Origin of the sequence: Ruminococcus sp. Marseille-P6503 (assembly GCF_900604945.1) — a bacterium.
Classification (GTDB): domain Bacteria; phylum Bacillota; class Clostridia; order Oscillospirales; family Ruminococcaceae; genus FB2012.
Genome location: NZ_UWPB01000001.1, coordinates 1,078,900 through 1,102,859, shown reverse-complemented (window position 1 = coordinate 1,102,859; position 23,960 = coordinate 1,078,900). Strand labels below are relative to the sequence as shown.

General features: G+C 44.3%; 23 protein-coding genes. 15 read left to right on the top strand and 8 right to left on the bottom strand.

What is annotated here, in order from left to right; all coding sequences use genetic code 11:
- Positions 1-20: 20 nt before the first annotated feature.
- The 4 genes from EIH25_RS05130 to EIH25_RS05115 form a co-directional block, all read right to left on the bottom strand.
- Positions 21-269 carry a TIGR03905 family TSCPD domain-containing protein gene (locus EIH25_RS05130; RefSeq protein WP_124099212.1) on the bottom strand — a complete coding sequence of 83 codons (249 nt, stop codon included), beginning with the start codon at positions 267-269 and terminating at the stop codon, positions 21-23.
- Positions 270-376: 107 nt separating this feature from the next.
- Positions 377-1,246 carry a PHP domain-containing protein gene (locus EIH25_RS05125; RefSeq protein ID WP_124099210.1) on the bottom strand — a complete coding sequence of 290 codons (870 nt, stop codon included), beginning with the start codon at positions 1,244-1,246 and terminating at the stop codon, positions 377-379.
- 259 nt (positions 1,247-1,505) lie between these two features.
- A complete protein-coding gene (locus EIH25_RS05120; protein WP_124099208.1) occupies positions 1,506-2,465 on the bottom strand; it encodes an RluA family pseudouridine synthase in 960 nt (319 codons plus the stop codon).
- Positions 2,466-2,484: 19 nt separating this feature from the next.
- Positions 2,485-2,985: a DinB family protein gene (locus tag EIH25_RS05115; RefSeq protein WP_164489160.1), complete on the bottom strand. Its 501-nt coding sequence runs from the start codon at positions 2,983-2,985 to the stop codon at positions 2,485-2,487.
- Positions 2,986-3,193: 208 nt separating this feature from the next.
- Between EIH25_RS05115 and uvrB the strand changes: the two genes are divergently transcribed.
- From uvrB to spoIVA, 8 genes are all read left to right on the top strand, one after another.
- On the top strand, positions 3,194-5,164 hold the full coding sequence (uvrB, locus tag EIH25_RS05110; RefSeq protein WP_124099206.1) for an excinuclease ABC subunit UvrB: 1,971 nt from the start codon (positions 3,194-3,196) through the stop codon (positions 5,162-5,164).
- A gap of 251 nt (positions 5,165-5,415) precedes the next feature.
- Positions 5,416-5,844 carry an NUDIX domain-containing protein gene (locus EIH25_RS05105; protein WP_124099204.1) on the top strand — a complete coding sequence of 143 codons (429 nt, stop codon included), beginning with the start codon at positions 5,416-5,418 and terminating at the stop codon, positions 5,842-5,844.
- Positions 5,845-6,102: 258 nt separating this feature from the next.
- The gene (locus EIH25_RS05100; RefSeq protein WP_124099202.1) at positions 6,103-6,534 is read left to right on the top strand and encodes a GNAT family N-acetyltransferase; all 432 of its coding nucleotides are present in this window, start codon (positions 6,103-6,105) and stop codon (positions 6,532-6,534) included.
- Positions 6,535-6,553: 19 nt separating this feature from the next.
- The gene (gene uvrA, locus EIH25_RS05095) at positions 6,554-9,379 is read left to right on the top strand and encodes an excinuclease ABC subunit UvrA (protein ID WP_124099200.1); all 2,826 of its coding nucleotides are present in this window, start codon (positions 6,554-6,556) and stop codon (positions 9,377-9,379) included.
- A 227-nt stretch (positions 9,380-9,606) separates the two neighbouring features.
- Positions 9,607-10,647 carry a DnaD domain protein gene (locus tag EIH25_RS05090; RefSeq protein WP_124099198.1) on the top strand — a complete coding sequence of 347 codons (1,041 nt, stop codon included), beginning with the start codon at positions 9,607-9,609 and terminating at the stop codon, positions 10,645-10,647.
- Positions 10,644-11,624, top strand: coding sequence for an ATP-binding protein (locus EIH25_RS05085; RefSeq protein ID WP_124099196.1), 981 nt, complete (start codon positions 10,644-10,646; stop codon positions 11,622-11,624). Before EIH25_RS05090 ends, EIH25_RS05085 begins: the two co-directional genes overlap by 4 nt.
- A 330-nt stretch (positions 11,625-11,954) precedes the next feature.
- Positions 11,955-13,508 (top strand): SPOCS domain-containing protein, encoded by a 1,554-nt coding sequence (locus EIH25_RS05080; RefSeq protein WP_124099194.1) that lies wholly within the window; start codon positions 11,955-11,957, stop codon positions 13,506-13,508.
- Positions 13,509-13,525: 17 nt separating this feature from the next.
- Positions 13,526-15,001, top strand: coding sequence for a stage IV sporulation protein A (spoIVA, locus tag EIH25_RS05075; protein WP_124099192.1), 1,476 nt, complete (start codon positions 13,526-13,528; stop codon positions 14,999-15,001).
- Positions 15,002-15,060: 59 nt separating this feature from the next.
- Here spoIVA and EIH25_RS05070 read toward each other — a convergent pair whose 3' ends face one another.
- Together EIH25_RS05070 and prmA are read right to left on the bottom strand one after the other, a co-directional pair.
- Complete coding sequence (locus tag EIH25_RS05070) at positions 15,061-15,399, bottom strand: hypothetical protein (protein WP_124099190.1); 339 nt, start codon at positions 15,397-15,399, stop codon at positions 15,061-15,063.
- A 43-nt stretch (positions 15,400-15,442) separates the two neighbouring features.
- Entirely contained in the window at positions 15,443-16,420 is a 978-nt protein-coding gene (gene prmA, locus EIH25_RS05065) for a 50S ribosomal protein L11 methyltransferase (protein ID WP_347561935.1), read from the bottom strand.
- Positions 16,421-16,662: 242 nt separating this feature from the next.
- Here prmA and EIH25_RS05060 point away from each other — a divergent pair, with 242 nt between their 5' ends.
- The 7 genes from EIH25_RS05060 to tsf all read left to right on the top strand — a co-directional run bounded on the left by EIH25_RS05060 (position 16,663) and on the right by tsf (position 22,235).
- Positions 16,663-17,094 carry an NfeD family protein gene (locus EIH25_RS05060; RefSeq protein ID WP_124099188.1) on the top strand — a complete coding sequence of 144 codons (432 nt, stop codon included), beginning with the start codon at positions 16,663-16,665 and terminating at the stop codon, positions 17,092-17,094.
- Positions 17,095-17,129: 35 nt separating this feature from the next.
- Positions 17,130-18,065 (top strand): SPFH domain-containing protein, encoded by a 936-nt coding sequence (locus EIH25_RS05055; protein WP_124099186.1) that lies wholly within the window; start codon positions 17,130-17,132, stop codon positions 18,063-18,065.
- A 186-nt stretch (positions 18,066-18,251) separates the two neighbouring features.
- Positions 18,252-19,022: an RNA polymerase sporulation sigma factor SigG gene (gene sigG, locus EIH25_RS05050; RefSeq protein WP_124099184.1), complete on the top strand. Its 771-nt coding sequence runs from the start codon at positions 18,252-18,254 to the stop codon at positions 19,020-19,022.
- 173 nt (positions 19,023-19,195) lie between these two features.
- Positions 19,196-19,996: a sporulation initiation factor Spo0A C-terminal domain-containing protein gene (locus EIH25_RS05045; protein WP_124099181.1), complete on the top strand. Its 801-nt coding sequence runs from the start codon at positions 19,196-19,198 to the stop codon at positions 19,994-19,996.
- Positions 19,997-20,050: 54 nt separating this feature from the next.
- Positions 20,051-20,341 (top strand): YlmC/YmxH family sporulation protein, encoded by a 291-nt coding sequence (locus tag EIH25_RS05040; protein ID WP_124099179.1) that lies wholly within the window; start codon positions 20,051-20,053, stop codon positions 20,339-20,341.
- A gap of 172 nt (positions 20,342-20,513) precedes the next feature.
- Entirely contained in the window at positions 20,514-21,245 is a 732-nt protein-coding gene (rpsB, locus tag EIH25_RS05035) for a 30S ribosomal protein S2 (RefSeq protein ID WP_124099178.1), read from the top strand.
- A 75-nt stretch (positions 21,246-21,320) separates the two neighbouring features.
- Complete coding sequence (gene tsf, locus EIH25_RS05030; protein ID WP_124099175.1) at positions 21,321-22,235, top strand: translation elongation factor Ts; 915 nt, start codon at positions 21,321-21,323, stop codon at positions 22,233-22,235.
- Between the two features lie 56 nt (positions 22,236-22,291).
- Here the strand turns inward: tsf and sigE are convergent, their stop codons facing one another.
- Both sigE and EIH25_RS05020 read right to left on the bottom strand, forming a co-directional pair.
- Positions 22,292-23,005, bottom strand: coding sequence for an RNA polymerase sporulation sigma factor SigE (gene sigE, locus EIH25_RS05025; protein WP_206425693.1), 714 nt, complete (start codon positions 23,003-23,005; stop codon positions 22,292-22,294).
- Positions 23,006-23,040: 35 nt separating this feature from the next.
- Positions 23,041-23,871, bottom strand: a complete 831-nt coding sequence (locus tag EIH25_RS05020) for a sigma-E processing peptidase SpoIIGA (protein ID WP_124099171.1) — start codon at positions 23,869-23,871, stop codon at positions 23,041-23,043.
- Positions 23,872-23,960 lie beyond the last annotated feature (89 nt).

The following is a 23,960-nucleotide window of genomic DNA, read 5'->3' as shown; positions in this document are numbered from 1 at the left end:
TCAGCCGGCAGATCGCTCAGTTAATGACGGGCAAGCTTCAGCGCCTCTGCAAGCTGAGCGGGACAAGAGGTGCCTTTGCCGTTGCAGTCGATATTTTTCAGCTTTTCAATAACGTCCTCAACCTTCATGCCCGCGGCAAGCCTTGCTACGCCCTGGGTATTTCCGTTGCAGCCGCCTATGAATTCAACGCTTCTGACAATTCCGTCCTCAACCTCAATGTTTATTTGCCTGGAGCATATTCCGTGCGTTTTATAGCTTATTTTGTTCATAACTATCCTCCTGTTTACGATATTCTATAATTTTATACCTTTAATATGACTACGTCTTGAAAAAATACTTAAAATATAAGGAACACCGTTAAGCGTTCCTTATAGAGCTATTCAGCTTTCACTGCCGTATGCTTAGCCTTCTGAGCGTTTATGTGTATCAGCTTGAAAAGCTTGTCAAGATTTTCCTTGTCGGTAGTCATGCTTCCGATATGCGTTGCAACCTCGTTATAAAGTCCGTGGAAATCAGAGCCTCCGGTACATATCAGATCGTGCTTGGCTGCGAAATCAGCAAGCTGCTTCTGCCTGTCTTCGTCAGCCGAATGATGATAAACCTCAATACCGTCCAGCTTCCCTGCCTCTGTCAGCTCATAAAGCAGCTCGATGTTATCAAACATATACGGGTGAGCCATTACCGCTACGCCCTTTGAAGAATGGATCAGGTCGAGTACGAAATTAACGTCCGGATACTCACGCGTTACAAGACATTCTCCGTCAGGATATTTAAAGAGCCGATCGTTCACAGACCCGTAAAGCTCGGTAGCGTAGCCGTAGTTTACAAGCGCCCTCATTATATGCTGCTTAAAAATACTCTTTGAACCTTTTGTATACATTCTTACCGCGTCGGACGGGATAGGATAGCGCTGCATAATCTTTTCGATCATATCCTTTGCGCATTCGGTTCTTATAGAGCAGGATTTAAGACACAGCCCTTCAAGCCGGTCCGGCTTCTGCGGAGCATAGCACAGTATATGAACCTTTGAATTTCTTTTTTTGTCCCAAGCCGAAAGCTCAACGGCAGGTATTATTTTTACGCCGTAGCGGTCTCCCAAAATCTGAGCGCGGTTTGACGAGGAAAGAGTGTCGTGATCGGTTATGGCAAGAAAATCAAGCTCCATCCTTTTTGCCTGCGCTATAACCTCTTCGATACCAAGGGAGCCGTCAGACAGCGTCGTATGACAATGCAAATCGCCTACCATAGCGAGTCCTCCATTCTTTTGCTTTTATAATCTGAAAAACAGCAATATAATTATAGCATAATTACGTCAAATAATCAAGTTTTTTTGAGTAAACTGACAAAAATATGCCGAAGTTTTCAGAAAACTTGTATGATTGCACAAAATTCTAAAGCGGATTTTTATGTTTTGAACATGAAGAAAAAGCTGTTTTTAACATAAATAATGATAAAAGGCGCGCTTTTACATATATTTATCGCTTTTCAGCTGTGCTTGTGAGGCGTTATTTTTCAAAGAGCTTAGTGAACCAGACGTTTTCCGCTTCAAATTTTTTTCCGTTAAGATATTCCAGACAGCCGGAATCTGTAACAAAGTCAAATTCCAGCTTGTACGAATAAAGCGCCTGAGTCTTTACATTATATTCTCTATTGATTTTGTTTATTCCGTATTTGCCATCTCCCAGCAGGGGATATCCTTCGTAGGCAAGATGAGCCCTTATTTGGTGAGTGCGCCCTGTTATCAGGTCTACCTCCAGCAGAGCCAGCTTTTTTTCACGGTCGCATTTGAGCGCTCTGTATTTTGTTATCATGGTCTTGCTTCCGGGAAACTGAACAGCGCTGACCCTAACCGTTTTGGTCTGCTCGTTTTTCTGATGGTAGGCGGTAAGAGTATCCTCCTGCTTCGGAGGTATACCGACGGTTACGCACAGATATTTTTTATGAAGCTCTCTGTCCTTGATTTTCTGATTAAGTATGCGCAGGCTCTCGGCGTTTTTGGCGCAGATGACGATTCCTCCGGTATTGCGGTCTATTCTGTTGCATAAGGCAGGCGCGAAGGAATTTTCTTTGTCGGGATTGTATTCGCCCTTGTCGTAAAGATAATGCGTCACCCGGTTTATAAGGGTATCTGCTGAACCGCTTTCGTCCTCATGGACGACCAGACCGCTTTTTTTATCGCAGAGGATAATATTTTCGTCCTCGTACAGAATATTAATAGACGCGGGCGCTGACAAAAAAACGGTTTTGTCTGAAGCGTCCTCAAAAAATTCGTCATTGATGTAAAGCTGCATAACGTCCCCCGCATTAAGACGAGTAGAAATTTCGCAGCGTTTTCCGTTGACCTTTACGCGTTTTAACCGAATGTATTTGTAAAGCAGATTTTTAGGCAGCTTAGGCACGGATTTTGTAAGAAACTTGTCCACGCGCTGATCAGCGTCGTTACGGCTTATTATAAATTCTTTCATTACGGATATTCCTCACTTCTTATTTATCAAACAGTCCGTTTTCAAGTCTGTAAACGGTATGAGGGCTCACAAATACAGGGAATTTTCCTGTGCGTTCGATAGTAAGACCGTTTATCATTCCTGTATGTATGGAAATATGTCTGAACTGCATTAATACAAGTTCAAGACGGGTATATTTGCAGCCCTGTGGATTTTCATACAGCATATCGTCTGTCAGAGCGTCAATGTATGCAAATGTTTTTTCTCTGACCTTATGCAGATAGTCCAGAAGCTGTTGGTCGCCGAGTATAATATCGCATGGATTATCGGGGTCATCCATACCCTTTATGTGGAAATCGGGTTCGTTATACGCAAATGGATTGAAAAACCATTTGTCCGCTGAATGAATTGTATGGTAAACATATCTCCATGCGGGAGATCCGCATACAAGCGCGTTTCTGTCATAGGTTTTTATGGCGGTTTCAAGATTTATAAAATTTGCAGAAACCTGATTTTTTATCATTTCGCAATGTTTTCGCATATTTACAGCCCCTCGTTATATTCTTTCATATTTTTTACGATTGATTATAATTATACTCTATAAACCGCGGCTTTTCAAGCTAAAAAACTATTTTCCCCGCAATTTATTAAATTTATAAAAAAGATGTCGCAAACCTCTTTACATAGATTATTTTTTGTTGTATAATAAAATAAACAAAACTATTGTTCGGATTGCGAGGACGTAATTTATGGATAAATTTCAGTTGATATCTGATTATAAGCTTGCGGGAGATCAGCCCGAAGCTGTAGATAAGCTTGTGGACGGAATAAATAAGGGAATGAAGGAGCAGACCCTGCTGGGCGTTACCGGCTCCGGAAAAACCTTTACTATGGCAAATGTAATTGAACGCGTAAACAGACCGACTCTGGTTCTGGCGCACAATAAGATACTCGCGGCTCAGCTCTGCTCCGAGTTCAAGGAATTTTTCCCTAACAACGCGGTTGAGTATTTTGTGTCCTACTACGATTACTATCAGCCTGAGGCGTATGTTCCCAGCAAGGACGTATATATTGAAAAGGACTCTTCCGTAAACGACGAGATAGACAAGCTTCGCCACTCTGCAACTACCGCGCTGGCGGAAAGACGGGACGTTATTATCGTCGCTTCGGTTTCGTGTATCTATTCGCTGGGCGACCCGGCAGAGTATAAATCTATGGTGGTTTCTGTAAGAAAGGGTATGCAGAAATCCAGAGAAAAGCTGATTGCTGAGCTGGTGGGTATTCAGTATGAGAGAAACGACATTAATTTTGTCAGAAACAAATTCCGCGTAAGGGGCGATGTAGTTGAAATTTTCCCCGCCGCTAACACCGATACCGCGATAAGAGTTGAGTTTTTCGGAGACGAGATAGACCGTATCTGCGAAATCAACGTAATAACCGGAGAAATTATCGCTTTTCTTAATCACGCGGCAATTTTTCCCGCGACGCATTATATAGTAGGACATGACAAGCTCCGCGACGCAATTGAGGAAATAAAGGAGGAGCTGGACGAGCGTATCAGGTATTTCAAGGAACACGATATGCTTATTGAAGCCCAGAGAATCGCGCAGCGCACAAATTATGACATCGAGATGTTGGAGGAGGTGGGCTTCTGCTCCGGAATCGAAAATTATTCAAGGGTTCTGGCAAGGCGTCCCAAGGGAGCGGTGCCGTATACGCTGCTCGACCATCTTCCCGACGATTTTCTGCTTATGGTAGACGAAAGTCATGTTTCCCTGCCTCAGGTAAGGGGAATGTACGCCGGCGACAGAGCAAGAAAGCAGACGCTGATAGATTACGGCTTCAGGCTTCCGTCGGCGCTGGATAACCGTCCTCTGACCTTTGATGAGTTTTATGGACATATAAATCAGGCGGTTTTTGTTTCCGCAACCCCCGGACCGATTGAAAAGGAAAGATCACAGCAGATAGTTGAGCAGCTTATACGTCCTACCGGGCTGCTTGACCCTGAAATACAGGTGCGTCCCACCGAGGGTCAGATCGAGGATCTTATTTCTGAGATAAATCTGAGAATAGAGCGCAAGGAACGTGTGCTGGTAACGACTCTTACGAAGAAGATGGCGGAGGACCTGACCTCATACATGAAAAACTTCGGCATTTCCGTCAGATATATGCACCACGATATCGATACTATCGAGCGTATGGAAATTATCCGCGACCTGCGTCTGGGAGAGTTCGACGTGCTTGTGGGAATAAATCTGCTGAGAGAGGGTCTTGACCTGCCTGAGGTATCTTTAGTGGCGATCCTCGACGCTGATAAGGAGGGCTTCCTCAGGTCGGAAAGCTCGCTGATACAGACGATAGGAAGAGCCGCCAGAAACGCCGAGGGCAGGGTGATAATGTACGCCGATACGGTAACGCGTTCAATGGAGCTTGCGATTACTGAAACGGAACGCCGCCGCGCGTTGCAGATGAAATTCAACGAGGAGCACGGAATCGTTCCGAAAACTATTGTCAAGGATATACGGGACGTTATCGAGATATCTACAAAGGAAGAGGTCGAGTATGAGGCAAGGCAGAAAACCAAGCTTTCCAAGCGTGAAGCGGAAGCGCTTATAGACAAGCTTACCAAGCAGATGAAGGAAGCGGCGAAAATGCTTGAATTTGAGCACGCCGCATTCCTGCGTGACAAAATAGCTGAGCTGAGAGGGGAAAAAAAATGATTTTATTCCAATAGTCATATATAACCTATTCGCCGATGTCCCGCCTTCTAAGGAAGGCGTTTGCCTCCATAAGGCGGCGGGGTTCATCAGGGGATTCAGCGGGGGATTATATCACACACTGAATTTCCGGGGAGCTAAAGCTCCTGCGGTGAGGTTTCCTCGTTGCAGCCGATGTTAAGCAAGCTTACATCGGGCTTTGCTCCGAGTTAAAATATCACTTAGCTAAACGACAAACATAGGAGCATTATAAAATGAATGGTAAAGTGGATTTTCACGATCTGAATTGCAAAGAAAATATGAAATATGCTGTAATTGCAGCTTTTTATAATAGTAAATTGGTTTTTGTAAGACATAAGGACAGAACCACTCTTGAGATGCCGGGAGGTCATCGCGAGGACGGAGAGGATATTCTTTCTACCGCAAGGCGTGAGCTTTGGGAGGAAACAGGAGCGGCAGAGTATACGATCGAGCCGATATGCGTTTATTCCTTTGACGATTACGGAATGTTGTTTTACGCCGATATAAAAAGCTTTGGAGATAAGCCTGAAACGGAAATCGCCGAGGTCGTTTTGCTTGATGGATGTCCTGAAAATTGGACTTATCCGTATATACAGCCAAAGCTTCTGGAAAGAGCGCTCAAATTTATAGATCAATCAAAGCAAGAAAGGGCAACGTCATAAGCGGAATTTTCACAACCGTCAGTTGCCCGCATATTGATTTGACGAATAATCAGGCGATACTGTTAACCGATAATAAAATTGAAGTTATTGAATAATTCAAAAAGGAATGATAAAATATGACCAGTGATGAATATTCTTAAGTATTAAGAGTAAGCGCTTATAAACAAGCTTACCAAGCAGATGAAGTAAGCGGTAAAAACGCTTGAATTTGAACGCGCCGCGTTTCTGTATGACAGTACGGCTGAGAGGAGAGAGGTAATGAATTTTAAAGTCAGAAAAGCCGAGGTATCCGACGCCGGGCAGCTTTTTCAGCTGAATGAAATCTTTAACGGCGAGGGTGCGACGGATTTTGAACTGTTGAAACAATCTCTTATCAAAAATGATCAGGAAGAGGTGTTTGTTGCCGAAAGCGGAGGAAAACTTGTTGGCTTTTGCTGTGTTCAGATTTTTAAATCAATGTGCTATAAAAACTTTTACGCGGAGATAACTGAATTGTTTGTCGATGAAAAATTCAGACGGCTTGGCGTGGCGACTGCCGTAATCGGCTATATTGAAGAGTATTTTAAGGGTAAGAATCTTGCGGGATACCAATTATTTACCTCTGATAAAAATACAAACGCGCAGGCGTGCTATGAAAAGTCAGGATTTGCCCGAAGCCGTGAAATTATGTACAGGAAAAGATTATTTTAATAGATAGGAAAGTGAAGAAATGCAGAGCAGTGAAATTGTTATAAAGGGAGCGAGAGAGCACAATCTCAAAAATGTAGATCTGACAATACCGAGGGATAAGCTTATCGTGCTTACGGGGCTTTCCGGCTCGGGAAAATCCTCTCTGGCGTTTGATACGATCTTCGCCGACGGACAGAGAAGATATATGGAGTCGCTTTCGTCATACGCAAGACAGTTTTTAGGACAGATGGAAAAGCCGGACGTTGATTCGATAACAGGGCTGTCGCCGGCTATTTCGATAGACCAGAAAACCACGTCGAAAAACCCTAGGTCTACGGTAGGAACGGTAACGGAGATCTATGACTATCTGAGGCTGCTTTACGCCAGAATAGGAGTACCGCACTGTCCCGTCTGCGGAAAGGAGATACGCCAGCAGACTATAGACCAGATAGTTGATAAAATAATGGAGCTTGAACAGGGTACAAGGTTTCAGCTTCTCGCGCCTATCGTAAGAGGGCGTAAGGGCGAATACCGAAAGGAGCTTGATCAGGCGAGAAAATCCGGCTACGCAAGAGTCAGGATCGACGGGATAGTTTACGATCTGTCCGAGGAAATAAAGCTTGAAAAGAATAAAAAGCACACTATTGAAATAGTTGTAGACCGATTGGTAATAAAGCCTGATATAAAGTCGCGTCTTACGGACAGTATAGAGATCGCCGCTTCGCTTACGGGCGGACTGATAACGGTTGACGTTATAGACGGAGAGGAAATGCATTTTTCACAGAACTATTCCTGTCCCGAGCATAATATTTCAATCGAAGAGCTGACTCCCAGAATGTTTTCCTTTAACAATCCCTTCGGCGCGTGCGAAAAATGCACCGGATTGGGAATATTCAAGAAGATAGACCCCAAGCTTATAATTCCCAATACCGATCTTTCCATCAGACAGGGGGCAATAAAAGCCAGCGGCTGGAACAGCCTTGACGACAGCTCCATAGCTATGATGTATTATAAGGCTATTTCCGAGCAGTACGGAATTTCACTGGACGATCCTGTGAAAAATCTCGATCCTGACGCCATAGATATTTTCCTTTACGGTACTCAGGGACAGAAGCTTAAGCTTTCCAGACAGACGGAATATTACAAATCGGATTACAGCGCCGAGTTTGAGGGAATAATCCCGAACCTTGAAAGAAGGTATAAAGAAAGCGCCAGCGAGTATTCAAGGGCGGAGATAGAAACGGTTATGAGCGATGAAAAATGTCCTGCCTGCAAGGGTGAAAGACTTAAAAAGGAAAGCCTTTCCGTAACTGTAGGAGGACTGAATATAAGCCGGCTCACACATCTGTCGGTAAACGAGGCTCTGGAATTTTTTGATAATCTTGAGCTTACCGAAAGAGAGCGGCTTATCGGAGAAAGGATCATCAAGGAGATCAGGGAACGCCTGGGATTTCTGAAAAGCGTGGGACTTGAATATCTTACTCTTTCCCGCTCCAGCGGCACTCTGTCCGGAGGAGAAAGTCAGAGAATACGTCTTGCTACGCAGATCGGCTCGTCGCTTATGGGCGTGCTGTATATTCTTGACGAACCGTCCATAGGTCTGCATCAGCGGGACAACGACAAGCTTATTGCCACTCTTAAGCGTCTGCGGGATCTGGGAAATACGCTTATAGTTGTCGAGCATGACGAGGACACCATGCATAATGCCGATTATATTGTAGACGTTGGTCCGGGGGCGGGGATACACGGAGGAGAAATAGTGTGCGCCGGAACGGTTGAAGATATAATGTCCTGCGAGGCTTCAGTTACCGGTCAGTATCTAAGCGGGCGGAAGAAAATTCCTGTGCCGGAAGCAAGAAGAAAGGGCAATGGTAAATTCCTGACTGTAAAAGGGGCGAAGCAGAATAACCTCAAGAATATAACCGTTAAAATACCTTTAGGCACATTTACCTGCGTGACCGGAGTTTCGGGCAGCGGAAAATCCTCGCTTGTAAATGAAATAATTTACAAGGAGCTTGCCGGAAAGCTTAACCGCGCCAGAATCAGACCCGGAGAGTTTAAGGAGCTGCTGGGTCTTGAATATCTTGACAAGGTCATAGACATTGACCAGTCGCCCATAGGAAGAACGCCCAGGTCCAATCCTGCAACCTATACCGGAGTTTTCAACGACATCAGGGAGCTTTTCGCGCAGACAAGCGACGCGAAAATGAAAGGCTACAATGCCGGAAGATTTTCCTTCAACGTAAGAGGGGGACGCTGCGAGGCGTGCGAGGGAGACGGAATCCTTAAAATAGAAATGCATTTTCTGCCTGATGTTTATGTGCCCTGCGAGGTCTGCAAGGGCAGGCGCTACAACCGTGAAACGCTGGAGGTAAAATACAAGGGCAAGTCGATCTATGACGTTCTTGAAATGACTGTGGAAGAGGGAGTGGCTTTCTTTGAGAATATCCCTAAGATAAAGAGAAAGCTTGAAACCCTTTACGAGGTAGGGCTTGGATATATCAAAATAGGTCAGCCGGCTACTACTCTTTCCGGCGGCGAGGCTCAGAGGGTGAAGCTTGCAACCGAGCTTTCAAAGCGATCTACCGGAAAGACTATCTATATCCTCGACGAGCCGACCACAGGACTGCATACCGCGGACGTCCACAAGCTTATCGAGGTTTTGCAGAAGCTGTGCGACGCCGGAAATACGGTCCTTGTGATCGAGCATAATCTGGACGTAATCAAGACGGCGGATCATATAATAGATTTAGGACCGGACGGAGGAAACAAGGGCGGAGAGATCGTTGTTACAGGTACTCCGGAGGAGGTAGCCGCCTGTGAAAAATCCTATACGGGCAGCTATCTGAAAAAAATGCTTGATTAAGGCTCAGCTTTATTTATAAATATCCCAAGGCCTTTAAGTCTGAAACGGAAGCATTGTTGGATAAAAAATCGCGGCAGCGGCGGGGAGAAATTCCTGCCGCTGCTTATATCGGGGGAACGCTTGATAAACTCTATAAGGATATCTGAGTTTATTAATATTTATTTGTCTTGCATTTAGGCTGTGTTCATGCTATAATTATAAACAAGAAAAAGTAAAGGGCTGAAAAAATGATATACCGGATTAGCTGTGACCGCTGGGGCAGGTTTTTTACCGTTCCGTGCAGCGTGGTCGACGATTATATAAAGCTGAGCGACGGCGAATTTATAAAGGTTCTGCTGTGTATTCTGTGCAGCAATTCAAATACTGCGGATACCGAGCTTCTTGCAGCACAGGCGGGAGTAAGCGAGCAGACTGCTCATGACGCTGTAATATACTGGGCCGGAAGGGGAGTTATTTCTGCCGAAAGCGAAAACGGAACGCCGATAAAGAATACTGAGGCGGCCGTTAAAGCGCAGACCGAGGGTAAGGCAGCTTCCGCTCCTGTCAGCACTGCGGAAGCGATCGACCCGGGAAGAAATACTTCCGCGGTAAGGGCGCTGGTCAAATATTCTCCAAGGGAGCTTGCTGAGATAGCTGAAAAGAACCAGGACATAAAAATGCTTATCAACGATATACAGAAAACCCTGTGCAGGACTATCAACGCCACCGAAACGGCCGGACTGGTCAACTTGTATGAATACTACGGCTTTTCCGCCGCGTCGATTCTTATGATCGCCGAATACTGTCATCAGCTGGGAAAAGACAGGTTCGCGTATATTGAAACTGTGGCGAGAAGCTGGTTTGAGCGGGGAATAGTCGAATATACCGATATTGAAGCTGAAATTATCAGACAGTCTAAAATAAGGTCATATCAGAATAAGGCGGCAAAGGTTTTAGGACTGGAAAGCAAGCCGTCGAAAAGACAGCGGGAATATATCGACAAATGGAACGAAATGGGCTTCAGTACCCAGATGCTTGCGATCGCATACGAAAAGTGTATGGACAGCAAAAACAAGCTGAGCTTCGGATACATAGACGGAATACTTAGAAACTGGGCAGGGAAAAGCATTATGTCGCCTGAGCAGGTTGCAGACGACGACAAAAGATTTTCTCAGTCGGTAGTTAAAAAGTACGGCGGAGATAAAAACAGGGAAACCTCCTACGACCTTGACGAGTGGGAGCAGTTTGCAATGAACTATAATCCTAACAGCAGGGGTGGTAAGGAATGAAATACAGCGAACAGGCTTTTGAACGTGCGGAAGCAGAGCTTTCAAGGCGCAGAAAGCGAGCCGAGGAAATACATATCAAGCGCACTGAGGAAATAAATCGTATCGCTCCGGAGATAGCGGTATTGCAAAGGTCGCTGTCTAATACCGGCGCCGAGCTTATGAAGCTTGTTATGGAAAAAAGAGAGGATACAGCGGAGATAATTGAAAAGGTCAAAGAAAAAAATCTCCGTACCCAGGAAACGATAAAGGATATGCTTCAGGTCGTTAAGGGCGACCGTAATTATCTTGACGTTCCTTATTCCTGCGCAATATGCGGGGATACCGGATACAGCGGCGGAGCAAGGTGCGAATGTCTGAAAGGGCTGCTTAAAAAATATACGATAGAGGAGATCAATTCAAACTGTCACATAAAGCTGCACGATTTTACAGAGTTCAGGCTTGAATATTACGATAATACCAGCATTAACGGAGCTGTGCCCAGAGAAAAGATGGCGCAGAATTATCAGTTCTGCCGGGATTACGCGCTTAATTTCGGCAAAGGCTCTCCTTCTCTCTTTTTCTTTGGCAGAACTGGTCTCGGCAAAACCTTTCTTTCGTCGTGTATTGCAAAGCAGCTGACGGAAAACGGCTTTAATGTCGCTTTCGGCTCTATTCTTGATTTTCTCCGCGCCGTTGAAAATGAAAGATTCGGCAGAGCGGAGGGCGATACGCTGGAAATACTGATCAACGCGGATCTGCTTATCCTGGACGATCTCGGCTCGGAATTTCAGACCGCTTTCAACGAATCCGCGCTATATGATATTATAAACAGCAGGATCAACCTTGACAGACCGACTATAATTTCTACCAATCTTTCGGCTTCCGAGCTGAACGGAAGATATAACGAGAGAATAGTTTCCCGTATCACAGGCTGCTTTGATCCTATCCCTTTTATCGGCAAGGATATACGCCATGTGAAAAGACAGTTTAAGTATTGACTGGGCAAACGTTCATAATGTTTTTTCGCAGTGTGCATAGGATACAAATTGATTATTAAAATATAACCCGAAATGACTTCAATAGTTTTTTCGGGTTATATTTTTGCCATAAAATCCGCGTTTTAAGTTATAGTCCCAGAATACAAGCCCAATTGCAGGCATATTATTAAACATAAGACATTGGGCGGCGATTTGTTTGTCTTTCCTTAATATGAATACACAGAAATCTTGTACGTTCAGGATATTTTGCGGTATATTTCATACGATGTCCGAATATATTGTCTTAGCAAGATAAAACCAAACCAAGATTTTTAGGAGGACGCATTTGTTATGGGAACTATGGAATTCAAAGTCAATCGGGAGACCTTTACAGCCAGTCAGACCGCTCTTGATACGACGGTAGAGCAGGCTGTTGAGCGCGATTTTGTTCTTCCCGATTACTACCCTGATATTTTCAGGATCTTAAAATGCCGTGTGATGCCTAAAATTATGTCACACAGCATTAACGGCGAAAAAATGACCTTTGAGCTGTCGGTACTGATAAGAGTCATGTATCAGAGCGAGGGGAGCTGCAAGGTAAACTGTCTGGAGCAGAAGCTCAATTACTCGAAATCAATAGATCTGAGCGGAGACTGTCAGAATCCTATGATTACGATCACTCCGCACGTTGACTATATAAACTGCCGTGTAGTAAACCAGAGAAGACTTGACGTAAGAGGAGCGGTTTCAGCAAGGGTCAAGGTAGTAGGAGAGAAGAAGCAGGCTGTGATCGTGGACGCTTTCGGAGCCAATATACAGCTGAAAAAATCTCTGATTACATATCCTTCAAAGCGTTTGACCGCTTCAAAGCGCGTTACCGTTATAGAGGAGCTGGAGCTCGGGGCGTCGAAGCCAGCGGTAGGCTCGGTGCTTCGTTCAGACTGCACCGTATTTCCGCAGGAGCAGAAAATGATAGCAGGAAAGCTTATAACAAAGGGCGACGCTGAGATCACGATGCTTTATACCTGCACCGATCCTTCCGGAGAGGATTCGATTGAATCCATGAAATTTACCATACCGTTCAGTCAGATAATTGACATTGACGGAATCGACGAAAGCTTTGACGCGTTTGTCGACATAACTCCGTCCGGCTGCGAGATAATACCCAAATCGGAAAATTCCTCATCGCTTGAATGCGAGCTTGTGCTTCTGGTAAACTGTACAGCCATGAAGTTTGAAACCTGCGAGGTCGTTACTGACGCGTATTCTACCTGTTACGAATGTGAAATGGAAAACAGCGGCTGCCGAATTGAAAGCGTACCTGTTCAGATCAACGAAACGCATACCTCGCATTCTCAGATAAGCTATGACGATGACGAGATATGCTGTATCTACGACTGCTGGTGCGATATAAACAATATTTCCTCCAGATATGATGAGGACAGCGGAAAATATATTATATCCGGCAACGTTATTTTCTGTCTTATAGGAAAGAATGAAAGCAATTCTCCTATTTATCTCGAGGCGGAAGCGCCCTTTGAGCATGAGCTTGCCGCAGAGTTTTCAGCCGAAAGCGCCATAGACCCAAAGGTGTGCGTGCAGAGCTGTTCCTATCATCTTACCGACAGTCATACCGCCGAGCTTAAGGCCGAGCTTAAAATCGGAGGCTATGTCTGCGAGCAGTCGGCAAGAAATATGCTGTGCGGGCTTAACGTCTGCACCGATAAGCCGAAAGAAAAACAGCAGGGCTATGCTCTTAAGCTTTGCTATTGCAGCGAGAACGAGGACATCTGGGAGATAGCGAAGAAATATTCGACCTCCATCAATGCTATCATGGAGGAAAACGATCTTTCCGGCGATAAGCTAAGCGACTGCGGAATGCTGCTTATACCTTTAATGAATTAGAATCTGGAGGAAAAAATATGACGAACGATATTTATACAGACATTGCAACCCGAACTGACGGAGATATTTATATCGGTGTAGTAGGGCCTGTCAGAACGGGAAAGTCAACCTTTATAAAACAGTTTATGGAGAATTTCGTTATTCCCAACATTGAGAGCGACTACCGCAAGGAGAGGGCGATCGACGAGCTTCCCCAGTCGTCAGGCGGAAAAACCATAATGACTACCGAGCCTAAATTCATACCTGAGGAAGCGGTGGAGATTTCGCTTGACGGCGGAGCAAAATTCAATGTCAGAATGATTGACTGTGTAGGTTATATAATACCTAGCGCGATAGGCTATTTTGAAAATGAAATGCCCAGAATGGTGGTCACTCCGTGGTTTGACACAGAGGTGCCGTTTAATATGGCGGCAGAGGTGGGAACGCAGAAGGTAATAACCGAGCACAGCACCATCGGGCTTGTTGTAACTACCGACGGAACGATAACCGATCTGCCGCGCGATGAATACGAGGAATGTGAAGAACGGGTAATTGCCGAGCTTCAGAATATAAATAAGCCGTTTGTGGTGCTTATGAACAGCGTTTACCCTGATTCTCTTGAAGTTCAGCAGCTTTGCAGAGACCTTTCGGAAAAATACAGGACAACGGTTATGCCTATAAACTGCCTTGAGCTTTCGGAGGAGGATATAAAAAATATCCTGACTCAGGTTCTGTACGCATTTCCGATAAAGGAGATCAATATTGAAATGCCGTCATGGATAAACAGTCTAGACAAGGGTCATTGGCTGAAGGAAGCGGTATTTTCACATATCAGAAGCGCCGCGTCGCAGCTTACCAATCTGAGACAGATCAACGCCTGCGCGGACGAGATAGCGTTGTGCGAGCAGGTCACTGAAAGCAGAGTCAAGAGCATTGATCTCGGCAGCGGCAGCGCGGTGATTTCAGTAGGAATACATCAGGATCTGTTCTTTAAAATCATCGGTGAGGCGACGGGTCTGACTATAGAAAATGAAAGCGATCTTATGCCTCAGATCCTTGAGCTTGTAAGAATCAAAAATAAGTTTTCCAAGTTCGCGGAAGCGCTCAATCAGGTTGAGGAAACAGGATACGGCATTGTTATGCCTTCAATGGATGAGCTTTCGCTGGAAGAGCCGGAGGTAATAAAGCAGGGAGGAAAATACGGAATCAGGCTGAAGGCGACAGCGCCGTCCATTCATATGATGAAAGCCTATATAAATACGGAGGTAGCTCCGATAGTCGGTTCGGAAAAACAATCCGAGGAGCTTGTATTGTATATGCTCAACGATTTTGAGGAATCTCCTCAGAAGATATGGGAAAGCAATATTTTCGGCAAATCTCTTCACGAGCTGGTGAACGAGGGGCTGCACGCCAAGCTTGCCAAGCTGCCGTACGACGCGAGAATGAGACTTAAGGAAACCATTGAAAGAATGATAAACGAGGGCTGTTCCGGTCTTATATGCTTTATACTGTAAGAAAAAACGCAGGTGTTCTCTGTAAGAACTTCCTGCGTTTTATCGTATATTCGTATGATTCAGCCTATTCCCATAGCAAAGGTTATCGGAACGCCGAAAAGCACGCCCGCGTTAGGGAGTGAAAGATCTCCGGTGATTTTAACAATGGCGTTTTTGGCGTCCTCGACCTGCTCGTCCTTTACGGCTACAAAAATGGTTTTGCCCTTCATAGCCGGATCCTCGCCCTTTAACAGCTCTCTGAGCAGGCCTATTGTAGGAAGATTATCCATTCCCGAAATCGACTTTGCCATACCTACGCTGTCAATAGCGGTGCCTCCCCTGATTCCGACCTTGGCAAGCTCCCTCATAATATCGTCTACAAGCTCCGTTCTCTTGATTATCAAAAATAACAGCTGCATAATTTTCTCCTTTCGTTTGCAAGTGTAAAATCTGTATAAAAAATTATTTATGTACTCTGAAGGCTGCGGCGGCCCAGTCTTCTTTTTCCCTGCTTTCAATAAGCTCGAAGCCTTCGGCTTCTATAACCTGAAGCACCTCTTCCTTACGGCTGTCGATTATCCCTGAAACAATCAGGATTCCGTTTTTATTCAGAAATCCGGCAAACCTTCCGCTCATACCGATCAGAACGTCGGCTACTATATTTGCGCACACAAGATCGTAATCTGCGCCGATAGAATCGACAAGCTCGTCATCGTCGATGACGTTTCCGCACATAACGGTGTATTTGTCCGGGGATATATGATTTTTAGCCGCGTTTTCCCCGGCGATCTTTACTGAATTCTCATCAATATCAACTGCAAAAGCAGATTCTGCTCCCAGCAGTATCCCCGCAATGGAAAGTATTCCGCTTCCGCAGCCGAGATCCAGCATTCGGCAGTTTTCAGTAAAATATTTTTCAATAAGCTCCAGACAAAGCTGAGTCGTATTATGCTGGCCTGTTCCAAAGCTTGAGGCAGGGTCGATTTCAAGTATAATGCGTTTTTCGTCAGGTGAAACCCTTTCCCAGGAAGGCTTGACAAGCAGCTTTTCGCCTATGCAGAGAGGCTTGAAATACTGCTTCCAGTTATTAGCCCAGTCCTCCTCGCAGACGTTTTTAAGCTCGTATTCCAGTCTGCCGAACTGACGGTCCGCGTCACGGCTTTTGAGAGCAGTAAGCTCAGACTTGACCGCTTCAAGGTTTTCAAGCCCCTGAGCGTTTTCCGGAAGATAGACGGTCACCGTTGTTTCACAGCTTTTAATCCCCATCAGATCGTCGTCTATGTAATCCCAGTTTGCCGATTTATCCTCAAGAAAGGCATTGAAATCTGCGGAATCCTTGATCACAAAGCCGTTAATGCCGTATCCGAGCAGAGATCCTGTAAGAGGCTCTACCCCCTGAGTAGAAGTGAAAATGTCAACCTCGATCCAGTTCATATTCATAATGATCCTTTCAAAATAATACATATATATAATAGCACATTTGCGGGGGATTGTCAAATTAAAGTAAAATCAATTTTAATTATCTGCAAATTTAATATATACCGGATGTTGACATGAGTGAGGAACACTATAAAAATAATGATAAATTTTGAAAAATCTATTGAAAAAAGAGATATGCTGTGGTATAATGTTTCTGTACATATAAACTGTGTATAGAGTAATAAAAATAAAGGGGGATAAATATGGATACGATGATGATTGTCGGCTGGGCTATAGCGTTTGTGTTTTTCATAGTGGTTGAAATTGCAACGGCTTCGGCTCTGGTTTCGATCTGGCTTGCTTTCGGCGCTCTTATCGCAATGTTTTTTGCGATAGCTGATTTCGGCTTCATTGTACAGCTTACGGTTTTTGTGATCGCGTCTGTGATACTGCTTATCGCTACCAGGCCTTTGGTCAGGAAAATGCAGGGCGAGAAATACCATACCAACTTTGAGCTTGATATCGGTAAATCCGCTGTGGTCACGGAAAGGATCAATAACGAGCTCGGGGAGGGGAGAGTGAAGCTCGGCGGCACTAACTGGGCTGCGCGTTCTTCAGACGGCTCTGTAATTGACGAGGGGGCTGTTGTTACTGTACAGGAGGTTGACGGCGCCAAGCTTATAGTTTCTAAATAGCTTATATTTATTTTTTTAATTCAGGAGGTAGTATTATGGAAGGTTGGATAATTGCACTGATCGTGCTGATTGTTCTTATCATAGTGGTAATAAGCAATATTAAGGTAGTTCCGCAGGCGTATGTGTATGTAGTGGAAAGATTCGGCGCGTTTCATGCCGCTTGGGGAACGGGACTTCATGTAACGGTTCCGTTTATAGACAAGGTGGCAAAGAAGGTTTCCATCAAGGAACAGGTTGTGGATTTCAAGCCGCAGTCGGTAATTACAAAGGATAACGTAACAATGCAGATAGATACTGTGGTATTTTTCCAGATCACCAACGCTATGCAGTTTACATACGGAGTTGAAAGACCTATTTCCGCAATTGAGAATCTTACGGCTACTACTCTGCGTAATATTGTCGGCGATATGGATCTTGAAGCCACCCTTACTTCGCGCGACTTTATCAACACAAATATAACGAAGATTCTTGACGAGGCTACGGACAGATGGGGAATCAAGGTTCAGAGAGTCGAGCTTAAAAATATCCTTCCTCCTGCTGAAATCCGCGACGCTATGGAAAAACAGATGAAGGCCGACCGTGAAAGAAGAGAAAAGGTAATTCAGGCGGAGGCTGAGAAGAAATCTCAGATCCTGGTCGCTGAGGGTGAAAGAGAGTCTAAGATACTCCGCGCCGAGGCAGACAAGGAAGCTAAGATACTTCAGGCTGACGCTGTTAAGCAGCAGAAGATACTTGAAGCCGAGGGTGAAGCTCAGGCTATTGAAATGGTTCAGAATGCGATAGCAGCTAGCCTGATAAAGCTGAATCAGGCTAATCCTAACGAGCAGGTTATTCAGCTCAAGAGTCTTGAAGCGTTCGCCAAGGCTGCGGACGGAAAGGCGACAAAGATTATTATTCCAAGCGAAATTCAGGGGCTTGCAGGTCTTGCCACCGGATTCAAGGAAGTAATCACTGACGTTTCAAAGCAGTAAAAATCAATTCATTAAGCTGTCTGCCGTAAAAGCGTTCGGCAGGCAGCTTTTTTATATTGAAAGCGGTCGGTTTTGGGAATGAATTGACCGCTTTAGCTTGCTATTCCATAAATTGCTTGTTATGCTGCTGTATACTGCAACTTTGGTTTGGTAATAATTATATTATCAAGTCATTTAGGAGTTAATATGCAGTATAATAAAGTTGAAATAAGCGGCGTAAATACGTCCGAGCTTACCGTTTTAAAGGAATCGGAAAAAATAGAGCTTCTGAAAAAAGTAAGAAACGGCGATAAGACGGCAAGAGAAGAGCTTATAAAAGGCAATTTAAGACTTGTTCTAAGCGTTTTGCAAAGATTTGTCAACAGAGGAGAATCAGCCGACGATCTGTTTCAGGTAGGGGTAGTCGGTCTGATAAAGGCCATAGATAATTTTGATATAAATCTCGACGTAAGATTCAGCACATACGCTGTGCCTATGATCCTGGGAGAGCTGAGAAGATTTATGAGGGATTATCAGCCGCTGAGAGTAAGCAGGTCGCTCAGAGATATGGCGTACAAAGCCATGCAGGCAAAGGAAAAGCTTATGAACAGGAATCAGAAGGAGCCTACGCTTGATGAAATAGCGAGGGAAATAGGAGCCAAAAGATGCGAGGTGGTTACTGCGCTTGAATCTATAAGCGAGCCGATCTCCTTATACGAGCCTGTATATTCCGACTCTGGAGATACGCTTTTCGTGCTAGATCAGGTAGGAGATAATAACGACGCTTCTCAATGGCTTGAGGAATTGTCTTTAAAGGAAGCTATAAATTCGCTTCAGCCGAGAGAGAAAAATATTCTTTTCCTGAGATTTTTTCAGGGCAAAACTCAGGTGGAAGTAGCAAAAAGCATAGGTATTTCACAGGCTCAGGTATCCAGGCTTGAAAAGGGAGCCTTAAACAGAATAAAGGCCCAGATTTAAAGTGCGATTTATTTCGACATATGTAAAATTATATTAAAATCTTTTTGTGCAAAATTTATATGCGTTCGGTACAGAAAGTAAAATAGCTGCGCGCTCTTGAAATTGATTTTGAGGTTTGTTATACTATCATTAAAAGTGTTTAGCAATTTGTGTTTAGAAAGGGGCGTAGTGTAATGATTAATAAAATAAGGCTGCTTATTTCAATTGATGACGAAAAACTGCGCTCTCGGTGTCTTTCAGAGTTTTCACTGCCTGACTTTAATGTTTTGAAATGCGATGTTGACAGCATTTCCGTAGAAGTTTCGGTTATGAAATATAAGCCTCACCTTATTATAGTCAGCAGCAATAATATGGAAGGCGACGCAATGCGTTCGCTGATAAAGGATCTCAGCGTGATGCATCAGTCTCCTATAATTATAAATTTGTACACATATGAAGAAGAGGGCCTTATTGAAGATCTGGAAAATATGGGCGTAAGCCGAAGCTATTCAGCGCCCTTTGATTTTGATCAGATCGTAGACGATATACGAAAAATATGCAGTCTTGTGCCTGTAGACGTAAAAAAGGGATATGATGAAATAAAGCGCCGGATCTCGGAGATAATGTGTATTTTCAATTTCAACAACTGTATGCAGGGCTATAATTACATAAGAGACGCGGTTTTTATGGCTGTGACTGAAATGAGCAGAAAATATAATTTTTCCAAAGACGTATATCCGAGAATTGCCGCGAAGTATGAAACGACCGCCACTTCAGTCGAGCGCGCGGTCAGAGTTGCCATAAGCAATTCGTGGAAACGCACCAATGAAAATGTAAGGCAGATGTTTTTTAATCAGAATTCGCTTAAAAATTATTATAAACCGACTAACAGTGAGTTTATATTGATAATTTCAGATTACATTAGAGGCGAATTTTCAGATTTCTTTGAATATATTGAGGCGGATAAAGAATTATTAAGCGCAAATAGAAGCTGATATTGTTATCAGACGAGCCGTTTTCTGCATATTTTTATGCAGGAGGTGGCTTTTATGATTTGCAGCTTTACAAGTATCAGAAACAAGGAGGTCGTCAATCTTAAAACCGGTCTTAAAATAGGCTACGTTGACGATATTGAGATTGATACGATGTCCGGCAGCGTTGTTTCCCTTGTCGTTTTCGGAAAGGCAAGGGCTTTTGGGATAATGGGAAGAGACGAGGATATAATTATAAAATGCAAGGACATCGAGCTTATCGGCGAGGATACTATTTTAGTCAGATTTGATAACGATGCAGTATGCACAAAATCACGGACTTTCTGTGTTGAAAATTTGTTGAAATAGTCATTGGATTTTTGTTGCAATTTGTTCAGCTGTATGGTATAATATTAAAGCAATTCGCACGCCTGCGCTTTTGCCGTGGTTCCTGATCATTCAGGTGGAGGCAAGTTAAGCCGGGCGGAGGATACAGTATCCGTTTAAACGGAAATAAAAAACCAAACAGGAGGTTACTACAATGGGAGTAGTATCAATGAAGCAGCTTCTTGAGGCCGGAGTACATTTCGGTCATCAGACAAGAAGATGGAACCCGAAAATGGCGCCGTACATTTTCACGGAAAGAAACGGAATTTATATTATTGACCTTCAGAAGACGGTTAAGAAGCTTGAGGAAGCTTATATGTTTGTCCGCGATATTTCCGCTGAGGGCAAGGAAGTGCTTTTCGTAGGAACAAAGAAGCAGGCAAGCGAGTCCGTTAAGGAAGAGGCGCTCAGAGCTAACGCGCATTTTGTCAATGCAAGATGGCTCGGCGGTATGATGACAAACTTTAAGACTATCCAGAGAAGAATCAAAAGACTTGAGCAGCTTCATGCTATGGAAGCTGACGGCACCTTTAATCTTCTGCCTAAGAAAGAGGTAGTAAAGCTTAATCTTGAAATTGAAAAGCTTGAAAAGTTCATGGGCGGTATCAAGAACATGAAAACTCTTCCGGGAGCTCTGTTCGTTGTTGATCCCCGTAAGGAAAAGATCGCCGTTTCCGAGGCCAAGAAGCTCGGCATACCTGTAGTTGCAATTGTTGACACAAACTGCGATCCTGACGATGTCGACTATGTAATCCCCGGCAACGACGACGCTATCAGAGCCGTTAAGCTCATCGCCGGCTGCATGGCAAACGCCATTATCGAAGGCAGACAGGGCGAGGACGCGGAGACTGCCGAGGCTGAAGCTGAGGAAGAAGCGGCTGAATAATTTTGAAAGTTCAGGCAGGCACAAAATGTCTGCCTTGATTTCGGTATAAACAAAATTTGTTTGGGAGGAATTAAAATGGGAAAAGTATCCGTAGCAGAAATTAAAGATCTTATGAAAGCCACCGGCGTAGGCATGATGGACTGTAAGAAGGCTCTTGAAGAAGCTGATGGAGATACAGATAAGGCGGTGCTTATTCTCCGCGAAAAGGGACTTGCTACTCAGGCTAAGAAGAGCGGAAGAGTTGCAGCGGAGGGTATCGTTACTTCCGTTGTAGAAGGCAATGCAGGAGCTGTCGTAGAGGTTAATATCGAAACAGACTTTGCCGCCAATAACGAGGAATTCAAGGCTTTTGTTGCTGCTGTCGCCAAGACGGTCATAGAGAAGAATCCCGCTGATCTTGACGCTCTCAAGGCTTGCGTTATCAGCGGCGGCGATAAGACCGTTGAGGAGTCGCTTCAGGATCTGTTTATAAAGATCAGGGAGAACATGGTTATCCGTCGCTTCAAGAGATTTGAAGGCGTTCTTGTTCCTTATGTTCACGGCGGCGGAAGCATCGGCGTAATGGTAAAGCTTGACACAGACCTTTCTGCTGACAAGGTTTTTGAGGTCGGCAAGGACTGCGCGCTTCAGGTTGCGGCTATGAACCCTGCGTATCTTAACAGGGAGGCTGTTCCCGCGTCTGCTCTTGAGGAAGAGAAGAAGATCATGCTGGCTCAGATGGCTGACGATCCTAAGATGGCGAACAAGCCCGAGCAGGTAAAGGTTAAGATCGTTGAGGGTAAAATCGGAAAGTATTATTCTGAAAACTGTCTGCTTGAACAGGCTTTTGTTAAGGACGACAAGGTTTCAGTAGGCAAATACGTTGAAGCGGCTGCTAAGGAGCTCGGCGGTTCGATCAAGGTTGTTGACTATGTACGCTTTGAGCGTGGCGAAGGCATTGAAAAGAAAGAGGATAATTTTGCTGACGAAGTAGCTTCAATGATAAAGTAAGCGGTAAAAAATTTTAATAAATAAAAAGATCCATCGGTTCAGCCGATGGATTTTTTTCAGCATATCTTTTCCAGATTTTTTCTTATTGATTTTATGATTCGTTTTTCAAGACGCGAAATATATGACTGAGAGATTCCGACAACGTCGGCGACCTGCTTTTGAGTCATTTCTTTTCCGTTCACCAATCCGAAACGCATCTGCATTATCTGTTTTTCCCTGGGCGTAAGCTTTTCGATCTCTTCAAGAAGCAGCTGCTTTTCTACCTCGCTTTCTATTCCCTTGTTTACCGTATCGTCATCAGTGCCGAGAATATCGGAGAGCAGAAGCTCGTTGCCGTCCCAGTCAATGTTAAGCGGCTCGTCTATAGATATTTCGTTGCGGTGCTGCGTGGATTTGCGCAGGAACATAAGTATCTCGTTTTCAATACAGCGGGAGGCATATGTCGCAAGCTTTATATTTTTGTCAGGGCAGAAGGTCTTTACCGCTTTTATAAGACCGATCGAGCCTATTGAAATGAGGTCCTCTATTCCTACGCCTGTAGATTCAAATTTTTTTGCAATATAAACGACCAGTCTGAGATTGTGAACTATAAGCAGCTCTCTGGCTTTTTTCTCATCTGTTTTCAGCAGTTCAAAGGTTTTTTGCTCGTCTTCCTTTGAAAGCGGCGGAGGAAGCGAGTCGGCTCCGTTTATGTAGTCCACGTTTTCTTGCTCTGAGCATAAAAGCTTTGTTATAACAGCGTTTAAACCGCGCTGCAGCAGATCCAGCATATTCATAATATATCTATCTCCTTATCAATTTTAATTTATACAAGCAAATTCGGATTGAAAATTGCTTTCGATTTATTATCAGCTGACTTAACAATACCCACATAGCATTTTACTTCCTTTGAAAAATTATCTTCCGAGAAAATCTCGACTTTTCCGCGCGAAGTAACGGACATCAGACTGCTGCCGCTTATGGTAGAGTAGGGAATAAGCCTGAAGCCGTTTACGGTACAGTAATTTTCATAATCCAGATTGAAATGCTCGAATAATTCGTCGCAGTAGAATACTATAACAGGGATTCCCGTAAATGAATCGCAAAGGACGTTTCCCGTGTCGGCGACGGCAGGCAGGGTTATTTCGTAATCGCCTACGGTATATTTTGCTTTGTAGGCTTTGTCTTTTCTGAAACAGCGTGTCGTGATGACGTCATATAAGGTGATTACGGCGTATGCCAGAATAGTTGACGCGGCAATGCTCATAAGCGAAATGTCAAAGTATACGGTATAATTTTTTATGTAAATTATCCTGCTTCCGGTGATTTCCCACAGCAAAAAGCAGCAGCCGGCAAATATCAGATTCATTGCGAGGTAAAGCAGAAAATATTTTATCAGACTTAGTGAACCGCGCCATTTGAACGCCGTTAAAATCGTTATAAGAATACAGATAATTTTAACGGAGGATACTGCCAGCGACTCAAAAAAGCCCTGCGGCTCGGCTATGACCAGCAGCGAGGATAATCCGCTGAAAATACATGAAGCGGCGACTCTTGATTTCTTCAGCGGAGTATGAGTTATCTTTCCGAGTCCGAGAATAAACATAAGCGTAACGGCGGCGTTTGTGATCACAAGCACGTCGATATAAATTTTCACTTCGTCACCTCCGAAACTGTCCTGACAATATTATAGCTCCTTCAAAGACAAGTATTTGTCGATTTGAAAAGGCATACAAAAAACTCCCG